Source organism: Pseudomonas sp. efr-133-TYG-103a (assembly GCF_030209235.1).
Classification (GTDB): Bacteria; Pseudomonadota; Gammaproteobacteria; order Pseudomonadales; family Pseudomonadaceae; genus Aquipseudomonas.
The window spans coordinates 36,991-63,597 of the sequence record NZ_JARVSK010000032.1 but is presented as its reverse complement, the minus strand read 5'-3'; the positions used below and the strand labels follow the sequence as shown (position 1 = coordinate 63,597).

The window sequence follows — 26,607 nt, the reverse complement described above, 5'->3', positions numbered from 1 at the left end:
TGACGCGCTTCGACACAACAAATTCAGTACATCTTTGCAAGACGAGTCCTGCACTTACGACCCTGAATCTACTGCATTTTCAGCCTCTTCGACCTGTCTGCATCGCTGCGTTCACGTCTCTGAGGCGCGCTATTCTACATTCCCAGAAACACCTGTCAACCCTCTAAATTGCTTTTAAGACAATGATTTGCGACTTTTTTTCGAGAAGGCCCGCAAGCCGCGAAAAACCTGCTTTCGCGAGCAAAACTCGACGCGCATAAAAAAGGGGCTCCTGATAGGAGCCCCTTTTGCGCTTCTATATAGAAGCAGCGGATCAGCCGAACACGATCTCGTCGTCTGCCACCGAGCCCTTGATACTGGTGCCGGGCATGAAGCCACCGGACAGGATCAACTGAGCCAGCGGGTTCTCGATCCAGCGCTGGATCGCACGCTTGAGTGGCCGTGCGCCATAGACCGGGTCGTAACCGACAGCGATCAGCTTGTCCATTGCCTCAGGCGTCAGCTCCAGTTTCAGGTCACGCTCAGCCAGACGCTGACGCAGACGACCAAGCTGGATTTCAGTGATACCGGCAATCTGATCACGAGCCAGCGGTTCGAAAATCACCACTTCGTCGACCCGGTTGATGAATTCCGGGCGGAAGTGCGAGCCCAGTGCATCCATCACCGCAGCGCGCTGCGCCTCGCGATCACCGACCAATTCCTGGATGCGTGCCGAGCCCAGGTTGGAGGTCATGACGATCACCGTATTGCGGAAGTCCACCGTGCGACCATGGCTGTCGGTCAGACGCCCGTCTTCGAGCACCTGCAGCAGAATGTTGAAGACATCCGGATGCGCCTTCTCGACCTCGTCCAGCAGAATCACCGAGTACGGCTTGCGACGCACCGCTTCGGTCAGGTAGCCGCCTTCCTCGTAACCGACATAGCCTGGCGGCGCACCGATCAGACGAGCCACGGAATGCTTCTCCATGAACTCAGACATGTCGATCCGCACCATGGCCTCTTCGGTGTCGAACAGAAATTCGGCCAACGCCTTGCACAGCTCAGTCTTACCCACACCGGTCGGACCGAGGAACATGAACGAACCGCTTGGACGATTCGGGTCAGACAGCCCCGCTCGCGAACGACGCACTGCGTTGGCCACCGCCACCACCGCCTCGTTCTGACCGATCACACGCTCGTGCAGCAGGCTTTCCATCTTCAGCAGCTTGTCGCGCTCGCCTTCGAGCATCTTCGACACCGGGATGCCGGTCCATTTGGACACGACCTCGGCGATCTCCTCCTCGGTCACTTTACTGCGCAGCAGCTGATTTTCAGGCTTGCCGTGCTGATCGACCATTTGCAGGCTGCGCTCCAGATCCGGAATCACGCCGTACTGCAACTCGGCCATGCGGTTGAGATCACCCTTGCGGCGAGCCGCTTCCAGTTCCTGACGGGACTGCTCGATCTTTTGCTGGATCTGCGCGGAACCGGTGACCTCAGCCTTCTCGGACGTCCAGATTTCTTCCAGGTCGGCGTATTCGCGTTCCAGACGCTCGATTTCTTCCTGAAGTTTTTCCAGGCGTTTTTTCGCGGCTTCGTCGTCTTCTTTCTTGAGCGCCTGAGACTCCACCTTCAGCTGAATCAAGCGACGTTCAAGGCGATCGAGCACTTCCGGCTTGGAGTCGATTTCCATGCGGATGCGGCTGGCGGCCTCGTCGATCAGATCGATGGCCTTGTCCGGCAACTGACGGTCCGTGATGTAACGATGACTGAGCTTGGCGGCTGCGATGATTGCGCCGTCAGTGATCGCGACTTTGTGGTGAACCTCGTAACGCTCTTTCAAGCCACGCAGGATGGCGATGGTGTCTTCTTCGCTCGGCTCGTCCACCAGGACTTTCTGGAAGCGTCGTTCAAGCGCCGCGTCCTTCTCTATATATTGACGGTATTCGTTGAGCGTGGTGGCGCCAACGCAGTGCAACTCGCCACGCGCCAGTGCGGGCTTGAGCATGTTGCCCGCGTCCATCGAGCCTTCGGCCTTGCCCGCGCCGACCATCGTGTGCAGCTCGTCGATGAACAGAATGATCTGGCCTTCCTGTTTGGACAGCTCGTTGAGCACGGCTTTCAGGCGCTCCTCGAACTCGCCGCGGAACTTGGCCCCGGCAATGAGCGCCCCCATGTCCAGCGACAACAAACGCTTGCCGCGCAGGCCATCCGGCACTTCGCCGTTGATGATGCGCTGGGCCAGACCTTCGGCAATCGCGGTTTTACCCACGCCAGGCTCACCGATCAGAACCGGGTTGTTCTTGGTTCGCCGTTGCAACACCTGGATGGTCCGACGAATTTCATCGTCACGGCCGATGACCGGGTCGAGCTTGCCGTCTTCGGCGCGCTTGGTCAGGTCGACGGTGTATTTGTCCAGCGCTTGACGCGACTCTTCGGCGTTCGGGTCGTTGACCGCATCGCCGCCTCGCAGGTTGCTGATGGCGTTTTCCAGCGCCTTTTTGCTCACGCCCTGGCCAAGCAGAAGCTTGCCCAGCTTGCTGTTTTCGTCCATTGCGGCGAGCAGAACCAGTTCGCTGGAAATGAACTGATCACCTTTTTGCTGAGCCAGACGATCGGCCTGATTGAGCAGGCGCGCGAGGTCCTGCGACATGTTCACGTCGCCGGTCGGGTTTTGAATCTTGGGAAGCTGGTCGAGTTCTTTGCTCAACGCTTTGCGCAGGCTGTTGATGTCGAAGCCGACTTGCAGCAGCAGGGGTTTGATCGAACCACCCTGCTGATCGAGCAAGGCCTGCATGAGGTGCGCAGGCTCAATGGCGGGATGGTCCATGCCCACCGCCAGAGACTGAGAATCGGATAAAGCGAGCTGTAACTTGCTGGTTAAACGGTCAATACGCATTGGTCACCTTCCTAAATGGGCAGGCCGGAGCAATGAACACACCTTAATGAAGAAAACCTGCCAGATAGCCCTTAGATGTGGCCGATTACGCAGGATTCAAGCGGCGGGCGCTTGACACAGATCAACGTTAGCTTGTCGGGGAGGGATATGAGGAATAAACACGGAAATTGTAGGAGCGTGGCTTGTCCCCGCGATCGGCGACGAAGTCGCCGTAAGTCCAGAGCTCACGATACATCTACCATTGCCAATAACCATGGACGCGACTGCTTCGCAGCCGATCGCGGGACAAGCCACGCTCCTACAGATATCGCCGTAAAGACTATTGCTCGATCCACACCAACGACGCAAACCGTCCGGTGCGCGCACCTCGGCGGTAGGAGAAAAAGCGTTCGTCGTTATAGGTCGAAAGACCGCCGCCATACACCGCCGTTACGCCGTGGGCCGCCAGACGCGCGCGGGCCAGCTGATAGATGTCGGCCATGAATTTGCCCGGATTGGCACCAGGCACGAACGCATTTGCAGTTTGCGGGTGAGTGGCCATGAAGGCTTCGCGCACTTCGGGGCCGACTTCGAAAGCCTGCGGGCCGATCGCCGGACCCAGCCATACCAGAATCTCGGAAGGCGCATCATCGAAGCTGTCGACAGCCGCCTCCAGAACACCTGCCGCCAACCCGCGCCAGCCGGCATGGGCAGCGGCGACCTGCGTGCCCTGACGATTGCAGAACAAGGCCGGCAGGCAATCGGCGGTCATGATGGTGCAGGCAATGCCAGGCGTCCTGCTCCAGCTGGCGTCAGCCTGCATGACCTCAGCCGGCGTCGCTTCGACGACGTCAATGCCGTGAACCTGCTTCAGCCATGCGGGCTCGACCTGCAGCCGCGAGGTCAGCGTCGATCGGTTCCGGGCGACGGCAAATGGATCATCGTCGACGTGATCGCCGAGATTGAAACTGTCGAACGGCGCAGCGCTGACACCGCCCGCACGCGTCGTGACGCAGGCCTTGATGCCTGCAGGCGCAGGCCAGTCAGGTGTCAGCCAGTCCGTCACGAGCTCACTCATCCGATGAACGCCTCACGGTCCTGCTTGAGCAGGGACAGCAGCCAGACGAAGTCATCCGGCAGCGGCGATTCCCAGCTCATGCGCTGACCGGTCGTCGGATGGTCGAGCTCCAGGAAGCGCGCGTGCAGGGCCTGACGCGGGAAATGCTTGAGCGACTCGACCATCGTGGCGCTCGCTGCTGGCGGAATGCGGAAGCGGCCGCCGTAGGCAGGATCGCCCACCAGCGGGAAATTGATGTGGGCCATGTGCACGCGAATCTGGTGCGTGCGGCCGGTTTCCAGCTTGACGCGCACGTGGGTGTGCGAGCGAAAACGTTCCAGAACGCGGTAGTGGCTGACGGCAGGCTTGCCGCCTTCCATCACCGCCATGCGCTGACGCTGCTGACCGTGACGACCGATCGGTGCGTTGATCTTGCCGCCGGCCGTCACCACGCCGATGACGATGCATTCATAGATGCGGCTGACAGTCCGCTTCTGCAGCTGCGCGACCAGTTGAGTCTGCGCCTGGATGGTTTTTGCCACGACCATCAAGCCGGTCGTGTCCTTGTCCAGACGGTGCACGATGCCGGCACGCGGGACATTGATGATGTCCGGCACGTGGTGCAGCAATGCGTTGAGCAACGTGCCGTCGGCATGGCCGGCAGCCGGGTGCACGACGAGGCCGGCCGGTTTGTTGATCACCAGAATCTGGTCGTCTTCGTAGACGATGTCCAGTTCGATGTCCTGAGCCACCCACTCGCCCTGCGCCTCTTGCTCGGCCTGCAGCACCAGCACAGCGCCGCCGTGCACGATGTCACGCGGGCGCAGAACGCCACCGTCCACTGTCAGGCGGCCGTCTTTGATCCAGGCGGAAAGGCGCGAGCGCGAGTGCTCTGCGAATAATTGGGCGGCGACTTGGTCGAGGCGTTGACCGCCCAATTCGGACGGCACCTCTGCGCGGAGTTCTATGATCTCAGACATGCTCAAACTAGGAGGTGGCACTGGCCTTTGGTTTCGGCTGTGCGCTTGTGGTTAAATACGGCGTCTTTTGTCCCGGGGGTTCCACGGGGCGCCCATCATAACAGGACGGTCCTGCGCAAGACAGCAGGCCGTTATAGGGACGCAAGCCGCCATGCAAGTGAAACACCTGCTGCTGATAGCCATCCTCGGACTTACCGCTGCCTGTTCTTCGAAGAAAGAAGTCATCGACGAAAACCTCAGCGAAGTCGAGCTGTACCAGCAGGCGCAGGCCGATCTGGACAACAACAGCTACAACAGCGCCACTGAAAAGCTCAAGGCGCTGGAATCGCGCTACCCGTTTGGTCGCTATGCCGACCAGGCACAGCTGGAACTGATCTACGCCAACTACAAGAATGGCGAACCTGAAGCCGCGAAATCCGCCGCCGAGCGCTTCATTCGTCTGCACCCTCAGCATCCGAACGTCGACTACGCCTATTACCTGAAAGGCCTGACATCGTTCGACCAGGACGTCGGCATCATCGCCCGCTTCCTGCCGCTGGACCAGACCAAGCGTGACCCGGGCGCCGCGCGCGACTCTTATAACGAGTTCGCCCAACTGACCAGCCGCTACCCGAACAGTCGCTACGCCCCTGACGCCAAGCAGCGCATGATCTACCTGCGCAACCTGCTGGCGGCGTACGAAATCCACGTGGCTGACTACTACCTGACCCGTCAGGCGTATGTCGCTGCCGCCAACCGCGGCCGTTATGTGGTGGAAAACTTCCAGGAAACCCCATCGGTCGCCGACGGCCTGGCGGTGATGGTCGAGGCGTATCAGCGTCTGCAACTGGACGATCTGGCCGATACCAGCCTGCAAGTGTTGAAAGCCAACTACCCGGATCATCCGCAACTGGCCGACGGCAAGTTCGAACCTCGCACGCCAGACCCGGACAACCGCTCGTGGCTGTCGAAAGCGACACTGGGCCTGATCGAGAGCCGTCCACCGCTGCCGCCGGGAGAAACCCGCGCCAACCAGGACGTGATCAAGCAGTACCAGGACGCCAAGGAAGCGATTCCTGCCGATCTGCTGCCTGAGAACCAGCCAGCCGAAGAAGAAAAGAAGAACGATGACGACGACGGCACGCCGAAAAGCCGCTCGATCTTCAGCTACATGACCTTCGGCCTGTTCGACTGATCCAGTCCTGGCAAAGCGTCAGACAAAAAGAGGCCCTGCGGGGCCTCTTTTTCATTTCCGGCAATCTTGAGCGATGCAGATCACTGTGCGCCCGACAACGCCTTGGCTACACTGCGGCATCTTCACTTCATAAGCTGGTAGACATGATTCGCTTGATTATGTGGATTGCCTTGGTCATGGCGATCATCTGGTTCTTCAAACGTGCCACGAAAAGGCCTGCCGCCAGGCCCAAGGCCGCATCGCCTGAACTCGACGCCGCGCCGATGGTGCGTTGCGCGCAATGCGGTGTGCATGTCCCGCGCGACCGCGCCTTGAGCCAGAACCAGCAGTGGTATTGCACCGAAGCGCACCGGCTACAGGGCCCCGCCGCCCGTGACCGCTGAAAGCCTGTCGCTGGCAACCCCGCAAGCCCAGCGCATTCTGCGGCTGTACCACCTCTACCGGCTCAGCATCGGCATCCTGCTGGTGCTGCTCATCTCCAGCAGCCTGGACGCCGAACTGCTGGAGCTGGCGGACATCGAGCTGTTCCGCACCGGTTGCTGGCTGTATCTGGTGTTCAACATTCTAGTCGTTGTGCTGCTAGAACGGCCCAGCCGTCAGGGCCAGCTGTTCACGCTCGCCATGACCGACACGCTGATGCTCGCTGCGCTGTTCTATGCCGGCGGCGGCGCGCCGAGCGGCATCGGTAACCTCATCGTCGCGTCGGTGGCCATCAGCAACGTGCTGCTTCGCAGGCATACCGGCCTGTTGATCGCTGCGTTGTCGGCGATCGGCATCATTTACCTGACGTTCTATATCAGCTACCACAAGCCGGCCGCGTCCAATCACTTCGTTCAGGCAGGCTCGCTGGGCGCACTGTGCTTTGCCGCTGCGCTGCTGGTGCAGACGCTCGCCAGTCGCCTGCAGGTCAGCGAGGACATTGCCGAGCGCCGCGCCGCCGACGTCGACAATCTGGAAGAGCTCAACGGACTGATCCTTCAGCGCATGCGCACCGGGATTCTGGTGCTGGACTCCAGCCGCGAAGTACTGCTCGCCAATCAGAGCGCGTTGAACCTGTTAGGGCATGAGCATTTGCTGGGCGAAATCATCGACGCCTATTCCCCACAACTGGTCGAGCGGCTGCGCCAGTGGCTGATCAACCCATCGATGGTCCCGCGCAGCATTACCACGTCTGCCATCGGCCCGGTGCTGCGTCCCGGGTTCGTTGCGCTGACCCGTGGCAGCCACCGACACACGCTGGTGTTTCTCGACGACCTGTCGCAGATTTCCCAGCAGGCTCAGCAACTCAAGCTCGCCGCGCTGGGCAGGCTGACGGCCGGTATCGCCCACGAGATCCGCAATCCGCTGGGCGCGATCAGCCATGCCGCGCAGCTGCTGGGCGAGTCCGAGGAACTGAGCGGCGCGGACCAACGTCTCAGTCAAATCATTCAAGATCAATCACGACGGATGAATCTGGTGATCGAGAACGTTCTGCAGTTGTCTCGTCGACGTCAGACCGAACCTCATCTGCTCGATCTCAAGCAGTGGCTCGAACACTACGTCGAAGAGTTGCGCGGCAGCCTGCCAGCCGACCAGGCCGTGCACCTGGACATCAGCCCCGGCACGCTGACGACGCGCATGGATGCCGAGCAACTGCAGCAAGTGATGGCCAATCTGGTGCAGAACGGGTTGCGTTACAGCGGCCAGCTGCATCAGAACGCTCAAGTCTGGCTGCGGCTTTTCCATGCGCCCTACAGCGAGTTGCCGAGCCTGGATGTGATGGACGACGGCCCCGGCGTCGCCGAAGAGCATCTGACGAAGATCTTCGAACCCTTTTTCACCACCGAGAGCAAAGGGACCGGCCTTGGCCTGTACCTTTCGCGCGAGCTGTGCGAAAGCAATCAGGCGAGCCTGAATTACACACCCCGGCAAGGTGGCGGAAGCTGCATGCGGATCACCTTCGCCCATCCGTTCAAATTGAGTTGAGCATGAGCCCACGGCAAAAGATCCTGATCGTCGACGATGAGCCGGACATTCGCGAACTGCTGGAGATCACTCTGGGGCGGATGAAACTGGACACGCGCAGCGCCCGCAACGTCAAGGAAGCGCAGGACTGGCTGGCGCGCGAGGCATTCGATCTGTGCCTGACGGACATGCGCTTGCCGGACGGCAACGGCCTGGAGCTGGTGCAACACATCCAGAAGCGCCATACGCAGGTCCCGGTGGCGATGATCACCGCCCACGGCAGCGTCGACACCGCGATTCAGGCCCTCAAGGCTGGTGCCTTCGATTTTCTGACCAAGCCGGTGGACCTGGGCCGCTTGCGCGAGCTGGTCAGCAGCGCGCTGCGCTTGCCCAAGGCACCGTCGAATGACACGCGCCTCGACCATCGTCTGCTCGGCAATTCGCCACCGATGCAAGCGCTGCGCAAGCAAATCGGCAAACTGGCGCGCAGTCAGGCACCGATTTACATCAGCGGCGAGTCTGGCAGCGGCAAGGAACTGGTTGCGCGCCTTATCCATGAGCAGGGCCCTCGGGTCGAGCAAGCATTTGTGCCGGTCAATTGCGGAGCGATCCCGACCGATCTGATGGAAAGTGAGTTCTTCGGGCACCGCAAAGGCAGCTTCACCGGCGCCCACGAAGACAAACCCGGTCTGTTCCAGGCAGCCAGCGGCGGCACGCTGTTTCTTGACGAAGTTGCCGATCTGCCATTGGCGATGCAGGTAAAACTGCTGCGCGCGATTCAGGAGAAATCCGTCCGCGCCCTGGGCGAGCAACAGGAACAGGTGATCGACGTTCGCGTCCTCTGCGCCACGCACAAGGACTTGAGTCTGGAGGTGGCGGCCGGTCGCTTCCGGCAGGATCTGTACTATCGGCTCAACGTGATCGAACTGCGGGTTCCGCCACTGCGTGAGCGTCGCGAGGACATCGAAGAGATCGCCAACAACGTTCTTCGGCGTCTGGCCGAAACCGCAGGCGATGCCCCCGCCCGCCTGCCGCCCCACGCACTGGCGGCACTGAAAGGCTATCGCTTCCCCGGTAACGTGCGCGAGCTGGAAAACATGCTCGAACGCGCTTATACACTCTGCGAAGACGACCAGATCAACACCGAAGACCTGCGCCTGGCCGAACCCGCCAGCACCCAGGCCCAGCCCGGCCCGAACTTGTCGGACATCAACAACCTGGAAGATTACCTCGAAAGCGTCGAGCGCAAACTCATCCTGCAAGCCCTCGAAGAAACCCGCTGGAACCGTACCGCCGCCGCGCAGCGCCTGAACCTCACGTTCCGATCGATGAGGTATCGCCTGAAGAAGCTTGGTCTCGAGTGAACCGGCCTTTCACGACGGGGATTTGATCGTTCCCAAAAAGGGAACTATCGTACCCTTTTTGGGAACGATGTAACCGGATCATCATGAGCATTGCCGACGCGCTTTTCACCATCACCCAACAGCGATTGCTCGGGCTGCTCTACGGCCATCCCGAGCGCAGCTTCTACACCAACGAAATCAGACGATGGGCGCAGGTCGGCACCGGCAGCATGGCCCGAGAACTCGCCAGATTACAGGCGGCAGGCCTGCTCACGGCGACGCGTCAGGGCAATCAGGTTCACTACCAGGCCAATCCCGCCAATCCGGTCTATGAAGAATTGCTCGCCATCGTGCGCAAGACGTTCGGCATTGCCGATCATCTGCGACTGGAGCTGCTGCCGTTCGCGGATCGCCTCCAGCGAGCCTTTATCTATGGCTCCATCGCCAAGGGGACCGCAAACACATCCAGCGACATAGACTTGATGTTGATTGGCGAAGGCCTCCGCTACAGCGAGGTGATGGAGCGTATGATGCCGCTCGAAGAAATACTGGGCAGGACGATTAACCCGACGCTTTACACGCCAGCCGACTGGCAAGCCAAGTTCGACGCCGGGAACAGTTTCGTGGTCAGGGTTTCGCAGCAGGAAAAAATCGACATCATTGGAAGTGACTAAAGGAATCCCACGGAATGGGCAGTCATGAAAGTCTGGAAAACATCGTACGCACGGGCGGTTTGAAGGCCGAACCTACCGATAGAACCGAATGCCTTGGCCTGATTCGCTCTGCACTTGATCGTCTTCGGGATGCGCGTAATCCCACTCTCTCCTACGCCAGCCGTTTTGATCTGGCTTATAACTGCGCCCATGCGCTGGCGCTTGCTGCGATGCGTTTGCAGGGCTATCGATCAGATCGGCGCTATCTGGTGTTTCAGTGTTTGCCCCACACGATCAATATGGACAAGGTTCAAGTACGGCTTTTTGCCCTCTGCCATGAACGCAGAAACCTTGCCGAATACGAAGGTTATATGGATGTTGACGAGGCTCTGCTGGCAGAGCTGCTCGTCAGTGCCGACAGTCTCTGGCAACTGCTCGACGCGGCTATGCGCACCTAACCCTGCAGCCGCTCTGCCGGCGCGTAGGGTGATGGGTCGATGATCGGTGTGTCGTCCAGCAGCAGGTCGGTAAGCAGTTGGCATGAGGCGGGGGCGAGGACGAGGCCATTGCGGTAATGGCCGCAGTTCAGCCACAGGCCTTGATGGCCCGGCACCGGCCCGATGAAGGGAATGCCGTCTGGCGAGCCGGGCCGCAGCCCTGCCCAATGCCCCACCACTTCGGCGTCGGCCAGCGCGGGGAGCAATTCAATGGCTGAAGCCTTGAGGCTGTGCAGGGCATTTTCGGTGGGCGTCTTGTCGTATCCCTCATGCTCGAGGGTGCTGCCTATGAGGATATGACCGTCGCGACGCGGAATGGCGTAGCGGCCCTTGGCGAGGATCATGCTCGGCAGAAAATCAGACGCGCATTTGTACAGAATCATCTGGCCCTTCACGGGTTCGACCGGCAACGCGAGATTGAGCCTGGTAAGCAGATCGCCGCTCCAGGCGCCCGCTGCCAGCACCACGCTGTCGGCGAGGAGATCGCCTGCGGCGGTGCTCACGCCGATGACCCGCGTGCCGTCGCGGACAAAATCACGGACTTCACATTGCTCATGCACCACGACATTGGGCAGCGCCAGCAATGCGGCCTTCAGGGATTTGACCAGCCGCGGGTTACGCACATTGGCAACGTCGGCCATGTGGACGGCGCGCGAATAGCCGCCACCCATCACCGGAACGGCGTCATACACCGCCGAGATGTCCACCGCGCTCAACGGCCGGTTCTGCCGGGCTGCCCAGGCCAGCGCTTCTGCCTCGTCATCCAGATCGAGCCAGTACAGCCCGGTCTTGTGCACTTCGGGATCGATGCCGGTCGAATCCGCCAGTCGCTCGGCGAGCTGCGGGTAAAAGTCCTGCGACCAGTGCGCCAGTGCCGTAACCGCCGGGCTGTATCGCCACGGATAGAGCGGCGAAACGATGCCGCCGCCCGCCCATGAGGACTCCTGCCCTACCCCGCTGCGCTCGAGCAAGGTGACGCTCGCGACCCGGGAAGCCAGATTGAAGGCGGTCAACAGACCGATGACGCCGCCGCCGACGATAATCACGTGTTGCCTGGACATGCTGAACTCGATCATCAAAAGAAAGTGAGCGCTGTTATCGTCTGTCGAATAGTCGTCGACATGACTCATGAAATGCGAAAAACGGACGCTATGCCACTGGTCTGGCGAATAACTCCGGACATCCACTACATAGCGACTTCCAACCTGAGTAGTATCACCATATTTCGAACGAAAAACGGAATTTCCTTGATGGATTTCAGCTCCGGGCTCTCGGGTCCACCCACGCGCCTGAATTTGCGTCGCAGCTGGCAAGGTCCTGACAAGGGCAGTAGCCACGGATTCACCCTGATCGAGTTGATCGTGGTGGTCGTGATCGTGGCCATTTTTGCGGGGATGGCAATGCCGAGCTTTTCGAGCCTGCTGCATCGCATGAACGTTCGGGCGGCGTCTGACGAGCTTTACGACTTGCTCCAGTACGCGCGGTCCGAGGCAGTGACGCGCGGGGCGAGAGTAACTGTGAGCGCGCCGGTCAACACCACGGAAATCAGTGTGGTCACCGGCACCGTGACGCTCAGAAAAGTCGCTAGCGGCGGCCTGCAGACGGGTGTCGCGATCAGTTCCGCAGTGAACAGCGTGGACTTCACGACCACCGGAACCGCATCAACGAACGCCTGCTTCCAGATCAACTACCCCACCGATTCATCCACTACTTCTCAGTACGTCACGTTGCTCACCAGCGGCCGGATTTCGCCTCCCACCGCCACCAAACCGAGTGGCTGCTGATGATGATCTCAGCACCGAGCCGCAACGCCGGCTTCAGCATGATTGAAGTGCTGGTCAGCCTGATCATCATCGTCATCGGCGTACTGGGCATGGTCGCGCTGCAGAGCAAAGCCATTCCATACACGCAAGATTCGGTACAACGCAACGCCGCGATCATGCTGGTGGACGATCTGCTCGAAATCATTCGCAGCGCGCCGGCGGACTGCACGGACGCGAACTCATGTCTCAAGGCTCCGGGCTCACCGTTCCCGGCTCCCGCGACCAAGTGCATTCCGACCCCGGCCACCCTCTCAGAACAGATTGGCTGTTGGGCCATCCGGGCTGGAGCCACACTGCCCGGTGCCGATACCTTACTGGCATCGAGCTTTTATATCTGCAAAACCCCTACAAAAGATAACGCCGACAATGTCGACGCCTGCACGACCTCCAGCGCGACCAACACCGAGCTTCAGATCCAGGTGGCCTGGACCGTGAAGAACGAGGCTGAATGCATGTCCGGCAGCACATTGGCGGCCACTGGCACCTGTACTTACCGACTGAGGACGCGCATCCGATGATCTCAGCAGTCCTGCGCAGCCGGCAGAAGGGTCTGTCGCTGATCGAGTTGATGGTGGCCATGCTCATCGGGATGTTCCTGATTCTGGGCGTCACGCAGATCTTCATTTCCAACCAGCGAGCCTACCTGTTTCAGCAAGGCCAGATGGGCAACCAGGAAAACGGCCGTTTCGCACTCGCGATCCTGAGCCAGGAGCTGTTGAAAGCCGGCTATCGCAGTAATCTCGGCGCCGGCATTCCCGCAGACGCCACGCTGAGCGGCTGCACATTCCCGGCGGGCGCTGCGGTGGTTGCGCTGTCGGAAACATCGCTGTGCATTCAGTATCAGGCGACCAACAAGCTGGACGTGACCTGCCAGGGTGGCGTGTTGGCGAACGCCGACAAGGACAGCATCACCAGCCCTTACTCCGCCAAAACAGTGCCCTCGACGACGCGTCCAAAAATCGTCGAGAAGATCGCTTTCGTCGCCGGAACGGGTACCGATACCGGTGCCATCACCTGCACCAGCGGAACCACGACCCAGCAACTGGTCAGCGGGGTCAAGGACCTGCGTTTCGAATACGGTTCCGGCGCCGCGGATTCAAAAACCGTCAGCACCTTCAGTACCACACCGACCGGCACGATCGCAGCGGTGCGCTACAGCGTGCTCATGCAAAGCCCCGGCACCTCGATGATCCGGGACAACACCAGCGCTGTCTCGCCCGCGCTCAAAGACTGGAATGGCCGATACGGCACCACCTACGCCGATGTGAACAGCATTTATCAGATCGTGCAGGGAACCATCATGATCAGGAACCAGATGCAATGAGGCGCTCGATCCGCTTCGTCATGCAGTCGAACCGCAGCCAGACCGGCGCGACGCTGCTGGTGGCAATCATGATGCTGCTGATCATCACGCTGCTGGCACTTTCGAGCATGCGTGGGGTGTCGCTCGAGTCCCGGATCACGGGCAATCTCAGGCTGCAGAAAACCCTGACCAACGCTGCCGAAGCGGGGCTGCGGATCGGTGAGCAGAGCATCAACCAGTGGCAATGTTCGGTGATTGCAGGCAACACCAATAAACCCTGCATGGCCATTCCGACCACGCTGGTCAATGGCGACTATGCGCCCGCCTTTACGGCGGCGAATACGGCGAATATCAATCTGGTGACCACCTACCAGAACAACGAATACACCGGCGCCAACGTCGAAGTGGAATGGTATGTCACGGACTTGAAACTGCTCGACGGGCAGGCCCAGAACAACTGCGCGTTGCTGACCAAGGACTGCGGCCGACATTATTACGAAGTCACCGCCTGCGCATCGACCGTACGCTGCTCCAGCGACACCTCGACCCAGCGCGTCATCCTGCGATCCGTTTTTGCCGTGTCCGACTCATGAGTGCACACCTGATAGCGAACAACCATGAATAAGCCAAATCCGCTCAGCAGTTTCATCGTTGCCCTGGCCTGCCTCCTGCTTTTGCCGACCGCAGCCCGAGCCGCCGTCAGTCAGGTGCCGGCGCAGCTGCCGCTGTTCGTCAACAACTCGGTGCCGCCGCTGAACATGCTGGTGGTCGGGCGCGATCACAAACTGTTTTTCCCGGCGTACAACGATGCGTCGGACCTGGATGGTGATGGCTCGATCGATATACGGTACAAGCCATCGATCACTTATCTGGGCTATTTCGATTCGCTGACCTGCTACACCTACAGCAACAACTATTTCACTGCCTCGTCTAAAACGACAGTCGCCAACCTCAAAAAATGCCCAGGAAGCTGGAGCGGTGATTACCTCAACTACCTGACGACTTCCCGCGTCGATGCTCTGCGCAAAGTGCTCTATGGCGGCTATCGCAGCACGGACAGTACAAGCCAGACGATCCTGCAGCGCGCGTACATTCCCACCGACGCCCACACCTGGGGCAAGGAATATCGCAGCCCCACAGTGGACGGTTACAACCTGTCTGACTACACGCCTCTGTCCAACCCGACCGGCAGCAACTACACGCTATTCGCCAACAACACCCAATCCAGCGTCCCGCTGCTGCGCGTGCTGTCCAATGTCTCGAACATCCGCATTTTTGGATGGGTTTCTCGGGAAGTGACCCAAGGCGGTTCCTACGCCACCAACACCAGTTTCCAAGACGTTTTCGTTTCGCCGACGGACTATCGGGTTCGCGTCGAGGTGTGCAAGACCGGTTTTATCGAGAGCAACTGCAAGCTGTACCCGAACGGCAAATACAAGCCTACCGGCATCCTTCATGACTTCGGTGAAGGCAATCAGATGTACTTCGGTCTGATGACGGGGACTTATCAGAACAACATCCAGGGCGGCGCGATTCGCAAGCCCATCAGCAGTTTCTCCAACGAAATCGACGCTTCCACCGGCATCTTCAACGACACCGGTATTGTCGGCACGCTCGATGACCTGACGTTCTCATCCGGTTGCAGCACGTCCGGCAACACCATCACTAACTCGAACTGCCCGAACTGGGGTAACCCGCTGGCAGAGATGATGTTCGAGACCATGCGCTATTTCAGCGGCGCGACGACACCGACCAGCGGTTACTTGTCCGGCGCTGCGGACACGTTGCTCGGTCTCAGCGGCCTGACTTCCTGGACTAACCCATACTCGGCCACGCCCAGTGCCGACGCCACGACGCCAACCTACCCAAGCTGCTCCAAACCGTTCGAGACGCTGTTCAGTGACGTGAACCCGACGTATGACTCCGATTTGCCCGGCAGTGCATTCAGCTCGACCGCCTCCCCAAGCGCGACGACGGCCCTGAACAAGCTGAACGTGCAGACGCTGGGCCAGACGATCTGGAACAACGATGTAGGCTCGGGTAGCAAGAACGTCAACATCGGTGAGACCGTCGGCATCAATGACACGGCGCCCACTGCGAAAGCCGCTGCAAGCCTGGGTAACATTCGCGGCCTGCCGGAAGAGCCGACCAAACAGGGTACGTTCAACGCCGGTGCGGTCGCCTACTATGCCAACACCAATCCGATCACCTCGCTGGGCAACCAGAAGGTGCAGACCTTCTCCATCGCACTGTCCTCGACACTGCCGCGCATTCAGATGCCGGTCGGTACCGGCACCATCACGCTGGTACCTTTCGGCAAGGTGACCAACGGTGTCACCGAGCAGATCACCGGTTTCTACATCGACTCGATGTACAACATGCCAGGCCAGCCGACCGATACGACTATCAACGGCGGCCGTGCCCAAGCTGTGTTTCGGGTCGTGTTCGACGATTGCGGTCAGGGTTGCGACTACGACATGGACGCTATCGTCCTGTACACGGTGGCCGTCAACGCATTGGGCAGTGTCGATGTGACGCTGCAGACCGCTTACTCGGTGTCAGCCGCCGAGTCGCACATGGGCTACACCATTTCGGGCACGACCAACGACGGCATCTACCTTGAAGTCACCGGCGGTGGTAACGGCAACCAGCACTACTCGCTGGATACGCCAGGCACCCGATTGCCGGGGGACTGTGCGCCCAGTACGGCCTGTACAGGAACGAGTGACCTGCTCCCGGGACGCAACGGCTCGAACGGTAGCCTTTTCAACCCGACGCGCAGCGATACCCACACCCGCCGATTCACAGCGTCCTCTTCCCGCGCTGTCACCAACCTGAAAGACCCGCTGTGGTACGCAGCGAAATGGGGCGGCTTTGGAGACGCCAACAACACCAGCAGTAGCCTGCCGGTCAGCGGCCAATGGGATTCCAACACCAGCGGAACGCCGGACAATTATTTCCTGGTAAGCAACGCTGCGACGTTGAAAGACCAGCTTTCGTCTGCATTCAACCAGATTCTGCAGAAGAACAGTTCGGTTGCAACACCCGCCGTTCTGCCTACGCTGGGCACCGATAACTCTTCATCGCGGTACCTGAACAGCCTCAACGTCGCGACCTGGAGCGGAGACCTGATCAAGACCACGATCACTTACACCACGACCAATCCCACTGGCAGCACCGTCCAGAACTGGGTCGCTTCGCAGCAGGTTCCGGCCTGGAATCAGCGCAACATCCAGATGGCCAATCAGGCAGGCAATGCCCTGCAGCCATTCACGTACACCAACCTGGGTAACCGGACCTACGCCGGCATTGCACTGCAATCGACCCTGACGTCCGATCAGGTCGACTTCATCAAGGGCGATGTCAGTAAAGCCACGTCGACGTATCGTCGGCGCGCCTCGTTGATCGGCGACCTGGTGAACTCTTCGCCGGTGGTGGTCACCGGCGCGCTGTACGATGCATCCGTCGCAGACACCCTGAATGGCACCGTTGGCACCACCAGCAGCTACACCGCATTCAAGACCAGTCAGAATGATCGTCGGGGTCAGATCTATGTCGGCGCAAACGACGGGATGCTCCATGCGTTTGACACCGCGACAGGCGTTGAGAAGTTTGCGTTCATTCCATCGGCCGTCATCCAGAATCTGAGCGCTCTGACGAACAAGGACTACAACACCAACTCCGCACTGCACCGCTACTACGTGGACGGCACCCCGGTGGTCGCAGATGTTTACATCTCTGGCGCCTGGCGCACCATTCTGGTCGGCACGCTAGGCGGTGGCGGACGTGAAATCTTCGCGCTGGATATCACCAATCCAGACAGCATCAGCCTGCTGTGGGAGTTCACATCGGAGAACGATGTCGACCTCGGCTCGACCTTTTCGACCCCCGTGATTTCTCGCCTGCACACTGGAGAATGGGGCGTCATCGTTGGCAACGGCTATAACGGCAACAATGGCAACGCCTCGCTGTTCGTACTCAACGCGGCCACGGGCGGGGTCGTCAGCAAACTGACCACTTCGGTAGTGGGCAACAATGGTCTGTCATCGCCGGTGGTACTCGACGCCAACGCGGACGGTATCGCCGACTACGTTTACGCCGGTGATCTTCTGGGCAACCTGTGGCGCTTTGATCTAATCGGTTCGTCGCTGGTCGCCAACGCGACAGCGGCCAACTTCAAGATCGCATTCGGTAACAAACCGCTGTACACCGCCACCGTAAGCGATGCTTCAGGCGCAGCGGTGCAGTCGATCACGGCGGCACCGGCCGTGGTCGCTCACCCGTCCTCTGCCGGCACCATCGTCATCTTCGGCACAGGTAGATATTTCGCCTCGGCGGATAAAACCAGTACGGATCTGCAAACGCTTTACGGCATCTGGGACAAACAGACGGCTGGCGCAGCCGCTGCGTCCACGCCGGTCCTGGCCAGATCAAGCCTGCAACAACAGACGATTACCTCACAGGTCAATAACGCGGTTTTCGGCTCGGCGACCAACAACATCCGCCTCGTGAGTACCAACGCGGTGGATTGGACAACCAAGTCCGGCTGGTACCTGAACCTGACCGTCAACAACGCCTTGTTGGGCGAACGCATGGTGGACCCGCTAAGCATCAGCGGCAGTGTTCTCTTCGCCTCGACCCGCACGCCAAGCACCGACGTCTGCAGCCCTGGCGTCAGTGGTTGGGAGTACGGTCTGGACCCGACCACCGGTGGCAGGACCACTTTCACTGTGTTCAACCTGCGTCGTAACGGCACCATTTCGACGGCCGACAATTACAACGACAACGTGGTGAGTGGCATCAGCATGGCAGCTGGCGGCGTGGCTATCAGTTCCACGGGTGATCAGAAAACATCGACGCCTTCGGACGGCGATTCGATCATCGTCAACACTGGTACGGGCTACGTCGGTCGTCAGAACTGGCGCGTCATTCCTTATCCTGCGCAATGAGGCAGTATTCAATGCATCGTTCAAAACACTCGCAACGCGGTTTCACCCTGATCGAGCTGATGATCACCGTCGCCATCGTCGCGATTCTGGCGACCATCGCGTATCCGGCATATACGAAATATCTGCAGCGCGGTTACAGATCGGAAGGGATTGCGATGCTCAACGACGCGGTGGCCCGGATGGAGCGCTATTACGCGCAAAACAATAACTATGCACCGGCAGACCTCACTGCGCTGGGGTTCACCAGTGCAGCACCAACATCACAGACTGGCCGATACCTGTTGAAAATGACCACCGCGACGTCCACAACGTATGCGTTTCAAGTACAGCCGCAGGGTCAACAGGCCAGTGATGCATGCGGTTCACTGACCATCATCCAGGACGGTACGAAAACCGCAGCAGGCGGCTCAGACTGCTTCAAATAAGCCGTCGTTCATCGCCCCCAACAACCCTGCACACTGGCACCGCCCGACATCCCCTCATTATCGCGCCTGCCCGTGTTATCCAGCACGAAGCTCGCGCAGCGGTCGCCAGCCATCGGCGTGCCCGCAATCGGTCGGGCCGTAAGGACGAAAGCGCGCTCGGAGCGCTCTGTCTCGATGGCGTAAAACCGGTTGCCCACGGAGGGCTGGTGGCTGAAAGCCGGCGGCCCCGTGACATCGGAATACTGCCCTGCCCGTGAGTGAAATCGCTCAAGCTTCTGCGCTTCGTCCACCAGCAAGGCGGCGATCTCGGTGCGACGCGCCTTCTTGCTGTACTCGCTGTACTGCGGATAAGCCACCACGGCGAGAATTCCGATGATGGCGACCACCACCAGCAGCTCGATCAACGTGAAGCCTCTGCTGCACACAGACATTGTGCCTCCCCTCATCGCCGTTGCCGCCACATGATGCGCCGCTGCTCGGTGTGCACGCTCTCCAGCACGGTTCGCGACGAGCCCTGAAGGCCCACGGCGGTGACGCGGTACAACGTCCACGGCCCTTCTCCTGGCGCCACGCCCGCCGGAATGTCAGTTTTGCCTAAGTGCTGAATGCCATAGTAGCCGCCGTTCGCCGCGATCCACTCCACGCCGGACCCGCCGGCAGAACCGCCACTGACCAGCGTCAATGCCTCTGGCGGCGGCAGACAGCTGGCGGCAGTCGAGCATTGCTCACGCTTGAAACCGGGTCGGGTGACCGTGGCCTCGGCAATCCGCAGGATTGCTTCGGCGGACTGGAACGAGGCGATGTTCAGTCTGAGGCTGCCCGCGACCTTCTCCTGAAGCGTGGCGTTCTGCATCGACGACGTCGCCAACAGCGTCAGCATCAGCAGAAACACCAGACTGACGATCAACACGACGCCCCGTTGGGCACGCATCTTCAAGCCGCTCACCCAAGCCGGTTGCGAACAGCCGCAACCACGCTGAAGGTCTGCTCCGGCATCCGGGCGTCGGGGTCGAACAGCGTGAGCGTCAGGCGTACGCTGCGTATCAAGGCGCTGTCGGCGTCGGCCACATAGCGCACAACGCTTTGCTGATCGCGGGAGTGGGCCACGCCGAAGAGCACGCTGAACGCACGAACGTGACTGATCAAGGGTTGCCCGTTCAGCGCCAGTTCGCCACGCGCCTTGTTGAACTGATAGACCTGTCGACGGATTGGCAGCGCCAGCTCACCCGCCGCCACCCCGGGCGCCCTGCCACTGGAATACGCCGTCGCAGCCGACACGCAGTCCGTGTGCACCACCCAGGTGTGCCAGGCTCCGCCACCTTCAACCGCAGCAGTCACCAGCGTCAGCGAACGTCGGTTAGCGTCCCATCTGACCGGCTCGTCAAACGCCTCTGAAAAACTGCCGCCGCTGCTGGCATCCGTCACGTTCGACAGGCAGCCGAACATGCCGGCAAGGCTGATTTCCCGCACGATTTTGCTGAGGATGAAACGGGCATCTTCCTGCATGGCCGCCGAAGACGTCTGATTCAAGTAGGTGCTTTTGGCGCTGACGAATACCTGCATCAGGGCCAGCGACATGACCAGCCCCAGCACCAGCGCCAGGAGGATTTCCACCAGCCCGAATCCTTTCAACCGCGCCTTCATGGTCGCGCTCCCGGCTCTGCGGAAACCCTGCTGCTCAGCGTCCAGGTCTGCGTGTCGGCCATGTCCTGCCCGGCTCGGGAGTCGTTCCAGGTCAGCGTCATGCGCACCGACGAGCCTTGCTGCGCAATGCTGGCTTGAGCATCGTCGCCGAGCCTTTGCCGCAACTGGGTGGCGAAATCGAACAGGTCCTGATCGCGAGGCACATCAGGATTTTCGGTGACGGGGGCCTGGTCCAGCGAGGCCAGCGCGTAATTGCCCTCAGGGTTGGCGCGGATGCGCTCGAATAAATCATGGGCAATGAAGCTGACCTGCAGGCTGCGCGCCGAGCTGTCGGTATATTTGAGCGCGCCGAGCTGCAGCATCGCGCCCCCCAGTACGCCGAGGCTGAGGACCAACAGTGCGACCAGAACCTCAATCAACGTCATCCCTGTCTGACTCGATGCTGCCTGCATTCAACACCTCCAATTCCCTGTGCAGCCCCCAGTGAAGTCGACACACGGAAACTTGCCCGATGGATGTGTAACGGCGGCTTGCGGACATATCGGCTGACACCCTCAGGGTTGCCAGGGCAACGGCAGTGACGTCTGCTTGGGCGCGCCACGGTCAGGGAGATCGGTCACATGAAGCAACGAGGTCTGACGCTCATCGAGCTGCTTGCAGGACTGCTCATGCTCGGGATTCTGGCGACGCTTGCCGTTCCCGCATTCGGCGCGCTGGTCGATTCACAGCGACGGCAGGACACTGCCCATCAGTTGGCGAGCGGACTGCGAATGGCGCGCTCCGAAGCCATCGTGCGCAGTCAGCCGGTGATCATGCAGGCACTGGAGAATGACTGGAGCCGAGGCTGGCAGGTTTTCGTGGATAACAATCAGAATCAGTTTCGCGACGATGATGAAACGTTGCTGGCCGAGAAAGCAGGCCAGCGCAACGTAAGGGTGGTGGGCAACAGCAAGGTGATGACGCGCATCGGTTTCGACAACACCGGGCGCTTGCTCAATAACGCTAACGGCACGCTGGCGGTGTGCTTGAAAGAATCAGCCGCCAGCCATTATCAGGTAGCGATCGCCGTTACCGGGCGGGTCAACCTGCGCAAAGAGGGTTTCACCCGTGACCCGTGCGCATGACGCTGGTTACTGAACCTGCTTGACGCGCAGTTCCTTGGGCATGGAGAACGTGATGTTTTCTTCACGTCCCGCCAGCTCGTCCGCCCCTGTCGCACCCCACTCGTGCAGCTGCTGGATCACGCCGCGCACAAGCACTTCCGGAGCCGAAGCACCTGCGGTGATGCCGATGCGCTCGACACCGTCGAACCAGCTGCGCTGCATGTCTTCGGCGCCATCGATCAGATAGGCCGGAGTCGCCATGCGCTCGGCCAGTTCGCGAAGACGGTTGGAGTTGGAGCTGTTCGGACTGCCGACCACCAGCACGACGTCGCACTCGTCAGCCAGTTGTTTGACCGCGTCCTGACGGTTCTGGGTGGCGTAACAGATGTCGTCCTTGCGAGGACCGCCGATCGCCGGGAAACGCGACCGAAGGGCGTCGATGACCCGACTGGTGTCGTCCATGGACAGCGTCGTCTGGGTCACGAACGCCAGTTTCTCGGGGTTGCGCACATTGAGCCTGGCGACGTCGTCCTCGTCCTCGACCAGATAGATCGCACCGCCATTGCTGGCGTCGTACTGCCCCATCGTGCCTTCGACTTCAGGATGGCCTTCGTGCCCGATCAGGATGCATTCGCGCCCGTCACGGCTGTAGCGTGCGACCTCGATGTGAACCTTGGTGACCAGTGGACATGTGGCGTCGAACACCTTCAAGCCACGGCCGGCGGCTTCACTGCGCACCGCCTGGGACACGCCGTGGGCACTGAAGATGACGATGACGTCGTCAGGCACCTGATCCAGCTCTTCGACGAACACCGCGCCACGGCTGCGCAGGTCTTCGACGACGAATTTGTTATGAACCACTTCATGACGCACGTAGATCGGCGGGCCAAACACTTCCAGCGCGCGATTGACGATTTCGATCGCACGGTCCACCCCGGCACAGAATCCACGTGGGTTGGCGAGCTTGATTTGCATGATGTGCCTCGTATCTACGCGCAATGAAACATAAAAACGAAAAGGCCCCGAGCCATGTCGGGGCCACAGACTCCCTGATGTCTCAGAGCGCCCTCACCTCGAAGATTTCCACTTCGAAGGTCAACGTTTTGCCGGACAGCGGATGGTTGAAATCGACGGTGACCTGCTCATCGTCGAACGTTTTCACCACACCTGGCAATTCAGTATTGGCCGCATCGTTGAAGATAACCAGCAGCCCTTCGGCCAGCTCCATGTTCTGGAACTGCGAGCGAGGCATGATCTGCACGTTCTGCGGGTTGGGCTGACCGAAGGCGTTTTCCGGCTGGACCTGGAGGGTGCGCTTGTCGCCGGCCTTGAAGCCGAAGATGAGCGCCTCGAAGCCAGGCAGCAGGCTGCCATCGCCGACTTTGAAGGTGGCCGGCGCCTTGTCGAACGTACTGTCGACCGTGTCGCCATTCTCTAGGTGCAGCGCGAAATGCAGGGTGACTTCCGTGTTCTGACCGATGCGTGTTTCCTGTGCAGCGTTGTCGGTCATCGACTGTTCAGTCATTGACGGTTTCTCCAGTTTTCTTGCTCTTGAACATGTCCAGAGCAAGCATGATCGCGCCGACGGTGATGGCGCTGTCCGCGACATTGAAGGCCGGGAAGCCGTGTTCTTTCCAATGCACGAAGATGAAGTCTATGACGTGGCCGATGAAGATCCGGTCGTAAAGATTGCCGAGCGCTCCGCCCAGTACGAGGGCAAGGGCAATCGCAAGCCAGGTCTCGTGACGCCCCAGGCGCTTGAGCCAGACGACCAGCACAATGCTCACCACCACGGCGATCAGCGCAAACAGCCAGCGCTGCCAGCCGGAACTGTCGGCCAGAAAACTGAACGCAGCGCCCGTGTTGTAAGCCAGCATCCAGCTGAAGTAATCAGGAAGGATGACGATCTGCTCATACAGCTCCAGGCGGTTCTCGAAGTAGAACTTACTGGCCTGGTCAATGACCACGACCAGCACGCTCAACCACAGCCAGCTCAAGCGGCCCATACGGCCAGCCGACGCGTTAGGCATAGTGACGGACCTCGCCAGCGCCGCTGATGTTGTCGACACAACGACCGCAGATTTCCGGATGCTCGGCGTGAACGCCGACGTCCTCGCGGAAGTGCCAGCAACGTGCGCACTTGGTGTAACCGGACTTGACCACTTTGAGCTTCAAGCCGGCCACTTCTGTGACCACGGCATCGGCCGGTGCGCTGACGAACGGAGCAACGCTGGCCTTGGAGGTGATCAGCACGAAACGCAGTTCGTCACCGAGTTTGCCCAGATCGGCGGTCAGGTCATCTTCGGCGTAAAGGGTCACTTCAGCCTGCAGATTGCCACCGATGGCTTTCGCCGCCCGCTGGTTTTCCAGTTCCTTGTTGACCGCGGTCTTGATTGCCATGATCCGATCCCAGTAGGCGCGGTCCAGCTCGAAGCCTTCCGGCAGCTCGCTCAGGCCTTCATACCAGGTGTTGAGCATGACCGACTCGTTGCGCTCGCCCGGCATGTATTGCCACAGCTCGTCCGCAGTGAATGCCAGGATCGGCGCGATCCAGCGCACCAGCGCTTCGGAGATATGGAACAGCGCGGTCTGGCAGGAACGACGCGCCTTGCTGTCGGCGCCGGTGGTGTACTGGCGGTCCTTGATGATGTCCAGATAAAAGCCGCCCAGCTCCTGCACGCAGAAGTTGTGCACTTTGGAATAGACGTTCCAGAAGCGGTATTCGCTGTAATGCTCTTCCAGCTCACGCTGCAGCAACAGGGTGCGATCCACCGCCCAGCGATCCAGCGCCAGCATCTCATCGGCAGGCAGCAGGTCGGTGGCCGGATTGAAACCGGTCAGGTTCGAGAGCAGGAAACGTGCAGTGTTGCGGATACGACGGTATGCATCGGCGCTGCGCTGCAGGATGGTTTCCGACACGGCCATTTCGCCCGAGTAATCGGTGGCCGATACCCACAGACGCATGATGTCGGCGCCCAGCGTGTCGTTGACCTTTTGCGGCGCAATGACGTTGCCCAGCGATTTGGACATCTTGCGGCCGTTCTCGTCGACCGTGAAGCCGTGGGTGAGCAGTTCGCGATACGGTGCATGCCCGTCGATCGCACTGCCGGTCAGCAGCGAAGAGTGGAACCAGCCGCGATGCTGGTCCGAACCTTCCAGATACAGGTCGGCGCGAGGACCGGTCTCATGGCCCATCGGGTGCGAACCGCGCAGAACGTGCCAGTGCGTGGTGCCCGAATCGAACCAGACGTCCAGGGTGTCGGAAATCTTGTCGTACTGCGAGGCTTCGTCGCCCAGCAGTTCAGCGGCGTCCATCTTGAACCAGGCTTCGATGCCTTCGTTCTCGACGCGCTTGGCGACTTCTTCCATCAGCTCGACGGTGCGTGGGTGCAGCTCGCCGCTCTCCTTGTTCAGGAAGAACGGGATCGGCACGCCCCAGTTGCGCTGACGGGAGATGCACCAGTCCGGACGGTTGGCGATCATCGAATGCAGACGCGCCTGGCCCCAGGCCGGCACGAACCTGGTTTCCTCGATGGCCTTGACTGCGCGGTTGCGCAGCGTGTCGCCCGAAGTCGGCTGTTTGTCCATGCCCACGAACCACTGCGCAGTGGCGCGGTAGATCAGCGGAGTTTTGTGGCGCCAGCAATGCATGTAACTGTGGGAAATGGTTTCGGTATGCAGCAGCGAACCGACTTCCTGCAGTTTTTCGATGATGGCCGGGTTGGCTTTCCAGATGAACTGGCCGCCGAAGAACTCGAGCGATTGCGCGTAGACGCCATTGCTCTGAACCGGGGTCAGGATGTCGTCGTTGACCATGCCGTAGCGCTTGCAGGTCACGAAGTCGTCTTCGCCGTAGGCGGGCGCGGAATGCACCACGCCTGTGCCGGCGCCCAGTTCGACGTATTCAGCCAGATACACCGGCGACAGACGATCGTAGAACGGGTGGCGGAAATTGATCAGTTCCAGGGCCGAACCCGCAGCGGTGGCCAGCACCGTGCCTTCGAGGTTCCAGCGCTTGAGGCAGGCTTCGACCAGCTCTTCGGCCAGCACCAGCAGGCGCTCACCGATGTCGACCAGCGCGTAGCTGAACTCGGGATGGACGTTGAGCGCCTGGTTCGCCGGGATGGTCCACGGGGTGGTGGTCCAGATCACGATAGCGGCAGGTTTGCTCAGGCTCGGCAGGCCGAACGCGGCGGCGAGCTTGTCGGCGTCTGCAATCGGGAAGGCAACGTCGATGGTCGACGACTTCTTGTCCTGATATTCGACTTCGGCTTCGGCCAGTGCCGACGCGCAGTCGAAGCACCAGTTGACGGGCTTCAGGCCCTTGAACACGAAACCGTGCTTGACCATTTCCGCCAGCGCACGGATTTCTCCGGCTTCGTTGGCGAAGTCCATGGTGCGGTACGGATTGGCCCAGTCGCCCAGCACACCCAGACGGATGAACTCGGACTTCTGGCCTTCGATCTGTTCGGCCGCGTAAGCACGGCACAGCTCGCGGGTCTTGTCCGCAGGCAGGTTCTTGCCGTGGGTGACCTCGACCTTGTGCTCGATCGGCAGACCGTGGCAGTCCCAACCCGGAACATAAGGCGCGTCGAAGCCCGAAAGGGTCTTCGAACGGACGATCATGTCCTTGAGAATCTTGTTGACCGCATGACCGATGTGGATATTGCCGTTGGCGTACGGAGGGCCGTCGTGCAAGACGAACTTTGGACGATCCTTGCCAATTTCACGCAGCTTCTGGTACAGGCCAATGCTGTCCCAGCGCTGCAGAGTTTGCGGCTCGCGCTGGGGCAGGCCGGCCTTCATCGGGAAGGCGGTGTCCGGAAGATTAAGCGTGGCTTTGTAGTCGGTCATT

General features: G+C 60.3%; 25 protein-coding genes. 13 read left to right on the top strand and 12 right to left on the bottom strand.

Features of this window, described 5'->3' with window-relative positions; all coding sequences use genetic code 11:
* Positions 1 to 313: 313 nt before the first annotated feature.
* The 3 genes from clpB to rluD form a co-directional block, all read right to left on the bottom strand.
* Entirely contained in the window at positions 314 to 2,878 is a 2,565-nt protein-coding gene (gene clpB, locus QRN36_RS23490) for an ATP-dependent chaperone ClpB (RefSeq protein WP_093464663.1), read from the bottom strand.
* A 319-nt stretch (positions 2,879 to 3,197) separates the two neighbouring features.
* Positions 3,198 to 3,923 (bottom strand): peptidoglycan editing factor PgeF, encoded by a 726-nt coding sequence (pgeF, locus tag QRN36_RS23485; protein ID WP_285426269.1) that lies wholly within the window; start codon positions 3,921 to 3,923, stop codon positions 3,198 to 3,200.
* An 8-nt stretch (positions 3,924 to 3,931) separates the two neighbouring features.
* Complete coding sequence (rluD, locus tag QRN36_RS23480) at positions 3,932 to 4,894, bottom strand: 23S rRNA pseudouridine(1911/1915/1917) synthase RluD (protein WP_093464666.1); 963 nt, start codon at positions 4,892 to 4,894, stop codon at positions 3,932 to 3,934.
* Positions 4,895 to 5,045: 151 nt separating this feature from the next.
* Here rluD and QRN36_RS23475 point away from each other — a divergent pair, with 151 nt between their 5' ends.
* From QRN36_RS23475 to QRN36_RS23450, 6 genes are all read left to right on the top strand, one after another.
* Complete coding sequence (locus QRN36_RS23475; protein ID WP_093464669.1) at positions 5,046 to 6,068, top strand: outer membrane protein assembly factor BamD; 1,023 nt, start codon at positions 5,046 to 5,048, stop codon at positions 6,066 to 6,068.
* Between the two features lie 143 nt (positions 6,069 to 6,211).
* Complete coding sequence (locus tag QRN36_RS23470) at positions 6,212 to 6,451, top strand: PP0621 family protein (protein WP_285426241.1); 240 nt, start codon at positions 6,212 to 6,214, stop codon at positions 6,449 to 6,451.
* Positions 6,441 to 8,033 carry an ATP-binding protein gene (locus tag QRN36_RS23465; protein WP_285426240.1) on the top strand — a complete coding sequence of 531 codons (1,593 nt, stop codon included), beginning with the start codon at positions 6,441 to 6,443 and terminating at the stop codon, positions 8,031 to 8,033. Before QRN36_RS23470 ends, QRN36_RS23465 begins: the two co-directional genes overlap by 11 nt.
* A 2-nt stretch (positions 8,034 to 8,035) precedes the next feature.
* Positions 8,036 to 9,376: a sigma-54 dependent transcriptional regulator gene (locus QRN36_RS23460; RefSeq protein ID WP_285426239.1), complete on the top strand. Its 1,341-nt coding sequence runs from the start codon at positions 8,036 to 8,038 to the stop codon at positions 9,374 to 9,376.
* Between the two features lie 83 nt (positions 9,377 to 9,459).
* Positions 9,460 to 10,029: a nucleotidyltransferase domain-containing protein gene (locus QRN36_RS23455; RefSeq protein WP_285426238.1), complete on the top strand. Its 570-nt coding sequence runs from the start codon at positions 9,460 to 9,462 to the stop codon at positions 10,027 to 10,029.
* A 14-nt stretch (positions 10,030 to 10,043) separates the two neighbouring features.
* Positions 10,044 to 10,466 carry a hypothetical protein gene (locus QRN36_RS23450; RefSeq protein ID WP_285426237.1) on the top strand — a complete coding sequence of 141 codons (423 nt, stop codon included), beginning with the start codon at positions 10,044 to 10,046 and terminating at the stop codon, positions 10,464 to 10,466.
* On the opposite strand, the gene thiO is transcribed toward QRN36_RS23450, so the two are convergent.
* Positions 10,463 to 11,566: a glycine oxidase ThiO gene (thiO, locus tag QRN36_RS23445; protein WP_285426236.1), complete on the bottom strand. Its 1,104-nt coding sequence runs from the start codon at positions 11,564 to 11,566 to the stop codon at positions 10,463 to 10,465. The genes QRN36_RS23450 and thiO overlap by 4 nt on opposite strands.
* A gap of 189 nt (positions 11,567 to 11,755) precedes the next feature.
* Here thiO and QRN36_RS23440 point away from each other — a divergent pair, with 189 nt between their 5' ends.
* Genes QRN36_RS23440 through QRN36_RS23415 form a run of 6 tightly spaced genes read left to right on the top strand, consistent with a single transcriptional unit; the run spans position 11,756 to position 19,005 of the window.
* The gene (locus QRN36_RS23440) at positions 11,756 to 12,289 is read left to right on the top strand and encodes a GspH/FimT family pseudopilin (protein WP_285426235.1); all 534 of its coding nucleotides are present in this window, start codon (positions 11,756 to 11,758) and stop codon (positions 12,287 to 12,289) included.
* The gene (gene pilV / locus QRN36_RS23435; RefSeq protein WP_373568789.1) at positions 12,289 to 12,846 is read left to right on the top strand and encodes a type IV pilus modification protein PilV; all 558 of its coding nucleotides are present in this window, start codon (positions 12,289 to 12,291) and stop codon (positions 12,844 to 12,846) included. The genes QRN36_RS23440 and pilV (QRN36_RS23435) overlap by 1 nt, the downstream gene beginning before the upstream one ends.
* A complete protein-coding gene (locus QRN36_RS23430; protein WP_285426233.1) occupies positions 12,843 to 13,652 on the top strand; it encodes a PilW family protein in 810 nt (269 codons plus the stop codon). Before pilV (QRN36_RS23435) ends, QRN36_RS23430 begins: the two co-directional genes overlap by 4 nt.
* A complete protein-coding gene (locus QRN36_RS23425; protein WP_285426232.1) occupies positions 13,649 to 14,224 on the top strand; it encodes a PilX N-terminal domain-containing pilus assembly protein in 576 nt (191 codons plus the stop codon). Before QRN36_RS23430 ends, QRN36_RS23425 begins: the two co-directional genes overlap by 4 nt.
* A gap of 24 nt (positions 14,225 to 14,248) precedes the next feature.
* On the top strand, positions 14,249 to 18,580 hold the full coding sequence (locus QRN36_RS23420; RefSeq protein WP_285426231.1) for a pilus assembly protein: 4,332 nt from the start codon (positions 14,249 to 14,251) through the stop codon (positions 18,578 to 18,580).
* Positions 18,577 to 19,005, top strand: coding sequence for a type IV pilin protein (locus QRN36_RS23415; protein WP_306470555.1), 429 nt, complete (start codon positions 18,577 to 18,579; stop codon positions 19,003 to 19,005). Before QRN36_RS23420 ends, QRN36_RS23415 begins: the two co-directional genes overlap by 4 nt.
* Before the next feature lie 8 nt (positions 19,006 to 19,013).
* Here QRN36_RS23415 and QRN36_RS23410 read toward each other — a convergent pair whose 3' ends face one another.
* Genes QRN36_RS23410 through pilV (QRN36_RS23395) form a run of 4 tightly spaced genes read right to left on the bottom strand, consistent with a single transcriptional unit; the run spans position 19,014 to position 21,101 of the window.
* A complete protein-coding gene (locus QRN36_RS23410) occupies positions 19,014 to 19,436 on the bottom strand; it encodes a type IV pilin protein (protein ID WP_093464692.1) in 423 nt (140 codons plus the stop codon).
* Positions 19,437 to 19,447: 11 nt separating this feature from the next.
* Positions 19,448 to 19,936 carry a PilX N-terminal domain-containing pilus assembly protein gene (locus tag QRN36_RS23405; RefSeq protein ID WP_285426229.1) on the bottom strand — a complete coding sequence of 163 codons (489 nt, stop codon included), beginning with the start codon at positions 19,934 to 19,936 and terminating at the stop codon, positions 19,448 to 19,450.
* Between the two features lie 11 nt (positions 19,937 to 19,947).
* Positions 19,948 to 20,649 carry a PilW family protein gene (locus QRN36_RS23400; protein ID WP_285426228.1) on the bottom strand — a complete coding sequence of 234 codons (702 nt, stop codon included), beginning with the start codon at positions 20,647 to 20,649 and terminating at the stop codon, positions 19,948 to 19,950.
* Positions 20,646 to 21,101, bottom strand: coding sequence for a type IV pilus modification protein PilV (gene pilV, locus QRN36_RS23395; RefSeq protein WP_285426227.1), 456 nt, complete (start codon positions 21,099 to 21,101; stop codon positions 20,646 to 20,648). Before pilV (QRN36_RS23395) ends, QRN36_RS23400 begins: the two co-directional genes overlap by 4 nt.
* 168 nt (positions 21,102 to 21,269) lie before the next feature.
* Here pilV (QRN36_RS23395) and QRN36_RS23390 point away from each other — a divergent pair, with 168 nt between their 5' ends.
* Positions 21,270 to 21,773, top strand: coding sequence for a GspH/FimT family pseudopilin (locus QRN36_RS23390; protein WP_285426226.1), 504 nt, complete (start codon positions 21,270 to 21,272; stop codon positions 21,771 to 21,773).
* A gap of 6 nt (positions 21,774 to 21,779) precedes the next feature.
* Here the strand turns inward: QRN36_RS23390 and ispH are convergent, their stop codons facing one another.
* The 4 genes from ispH to ileS form a co-directional block, all read right to left on the bottom strand.
* A complete protein-coding gene (gene ispH, locus QRN36_RS23385) occupies positions 21,780 to 22,727 on the bottom strand; it encodes a 4-hydroxy-3-methylbut-2-enyl diphosphate reductase (protein WP_093464704.1) in 948 nt (315 codons plus the stop codon).
* Positions 22,728 to 22,809: 82 nt separating this feature from the next.
* On the bottom strand, positions 22,810 to 23,277 hold the full coding sequence (gene fkpB, locus QRN36_RS23380) for an FKBP-type peptidyl-prolyl cis-trans isomerase (RefSeq protein ID WP_285426225.1): 468 nt from the start codon (positions 23,275 to 23,277) through the stop codon (positions 22,810 to 22,812).
* Positions 23,270 to 23,782, bottom strand: coding sequence for a signal peptidase II (lspA, locus tag QRN36_RS23375; protein ID WP_285426224.1), 513 nt, complete (start codon positions 23,780 to 23,782; stop codon positions 23,270 to 23,272). The genes fkpB and lspA overlap by 8 nt, the downstream gene beginning before the upstream one ends.
* Positions 23,775 to 26,606: an isoleucine--tRNA ligase gene (ileS, locus tag QRN36_RS23370; RefSeq protein ID WP_285426223.1), complete on the bottom strand. Its 2,832-nt coding sequence runs from the start codon at positions 26,604 to 26,606 to the stop codon at positions 23,775 to 23,777. The genes lspA and ileS overlap by 8 nt, the downstream gene beginning before the upstream one ends.
* Between the last annotated feature and the right edge of the window lies 1 nt (position 26,607).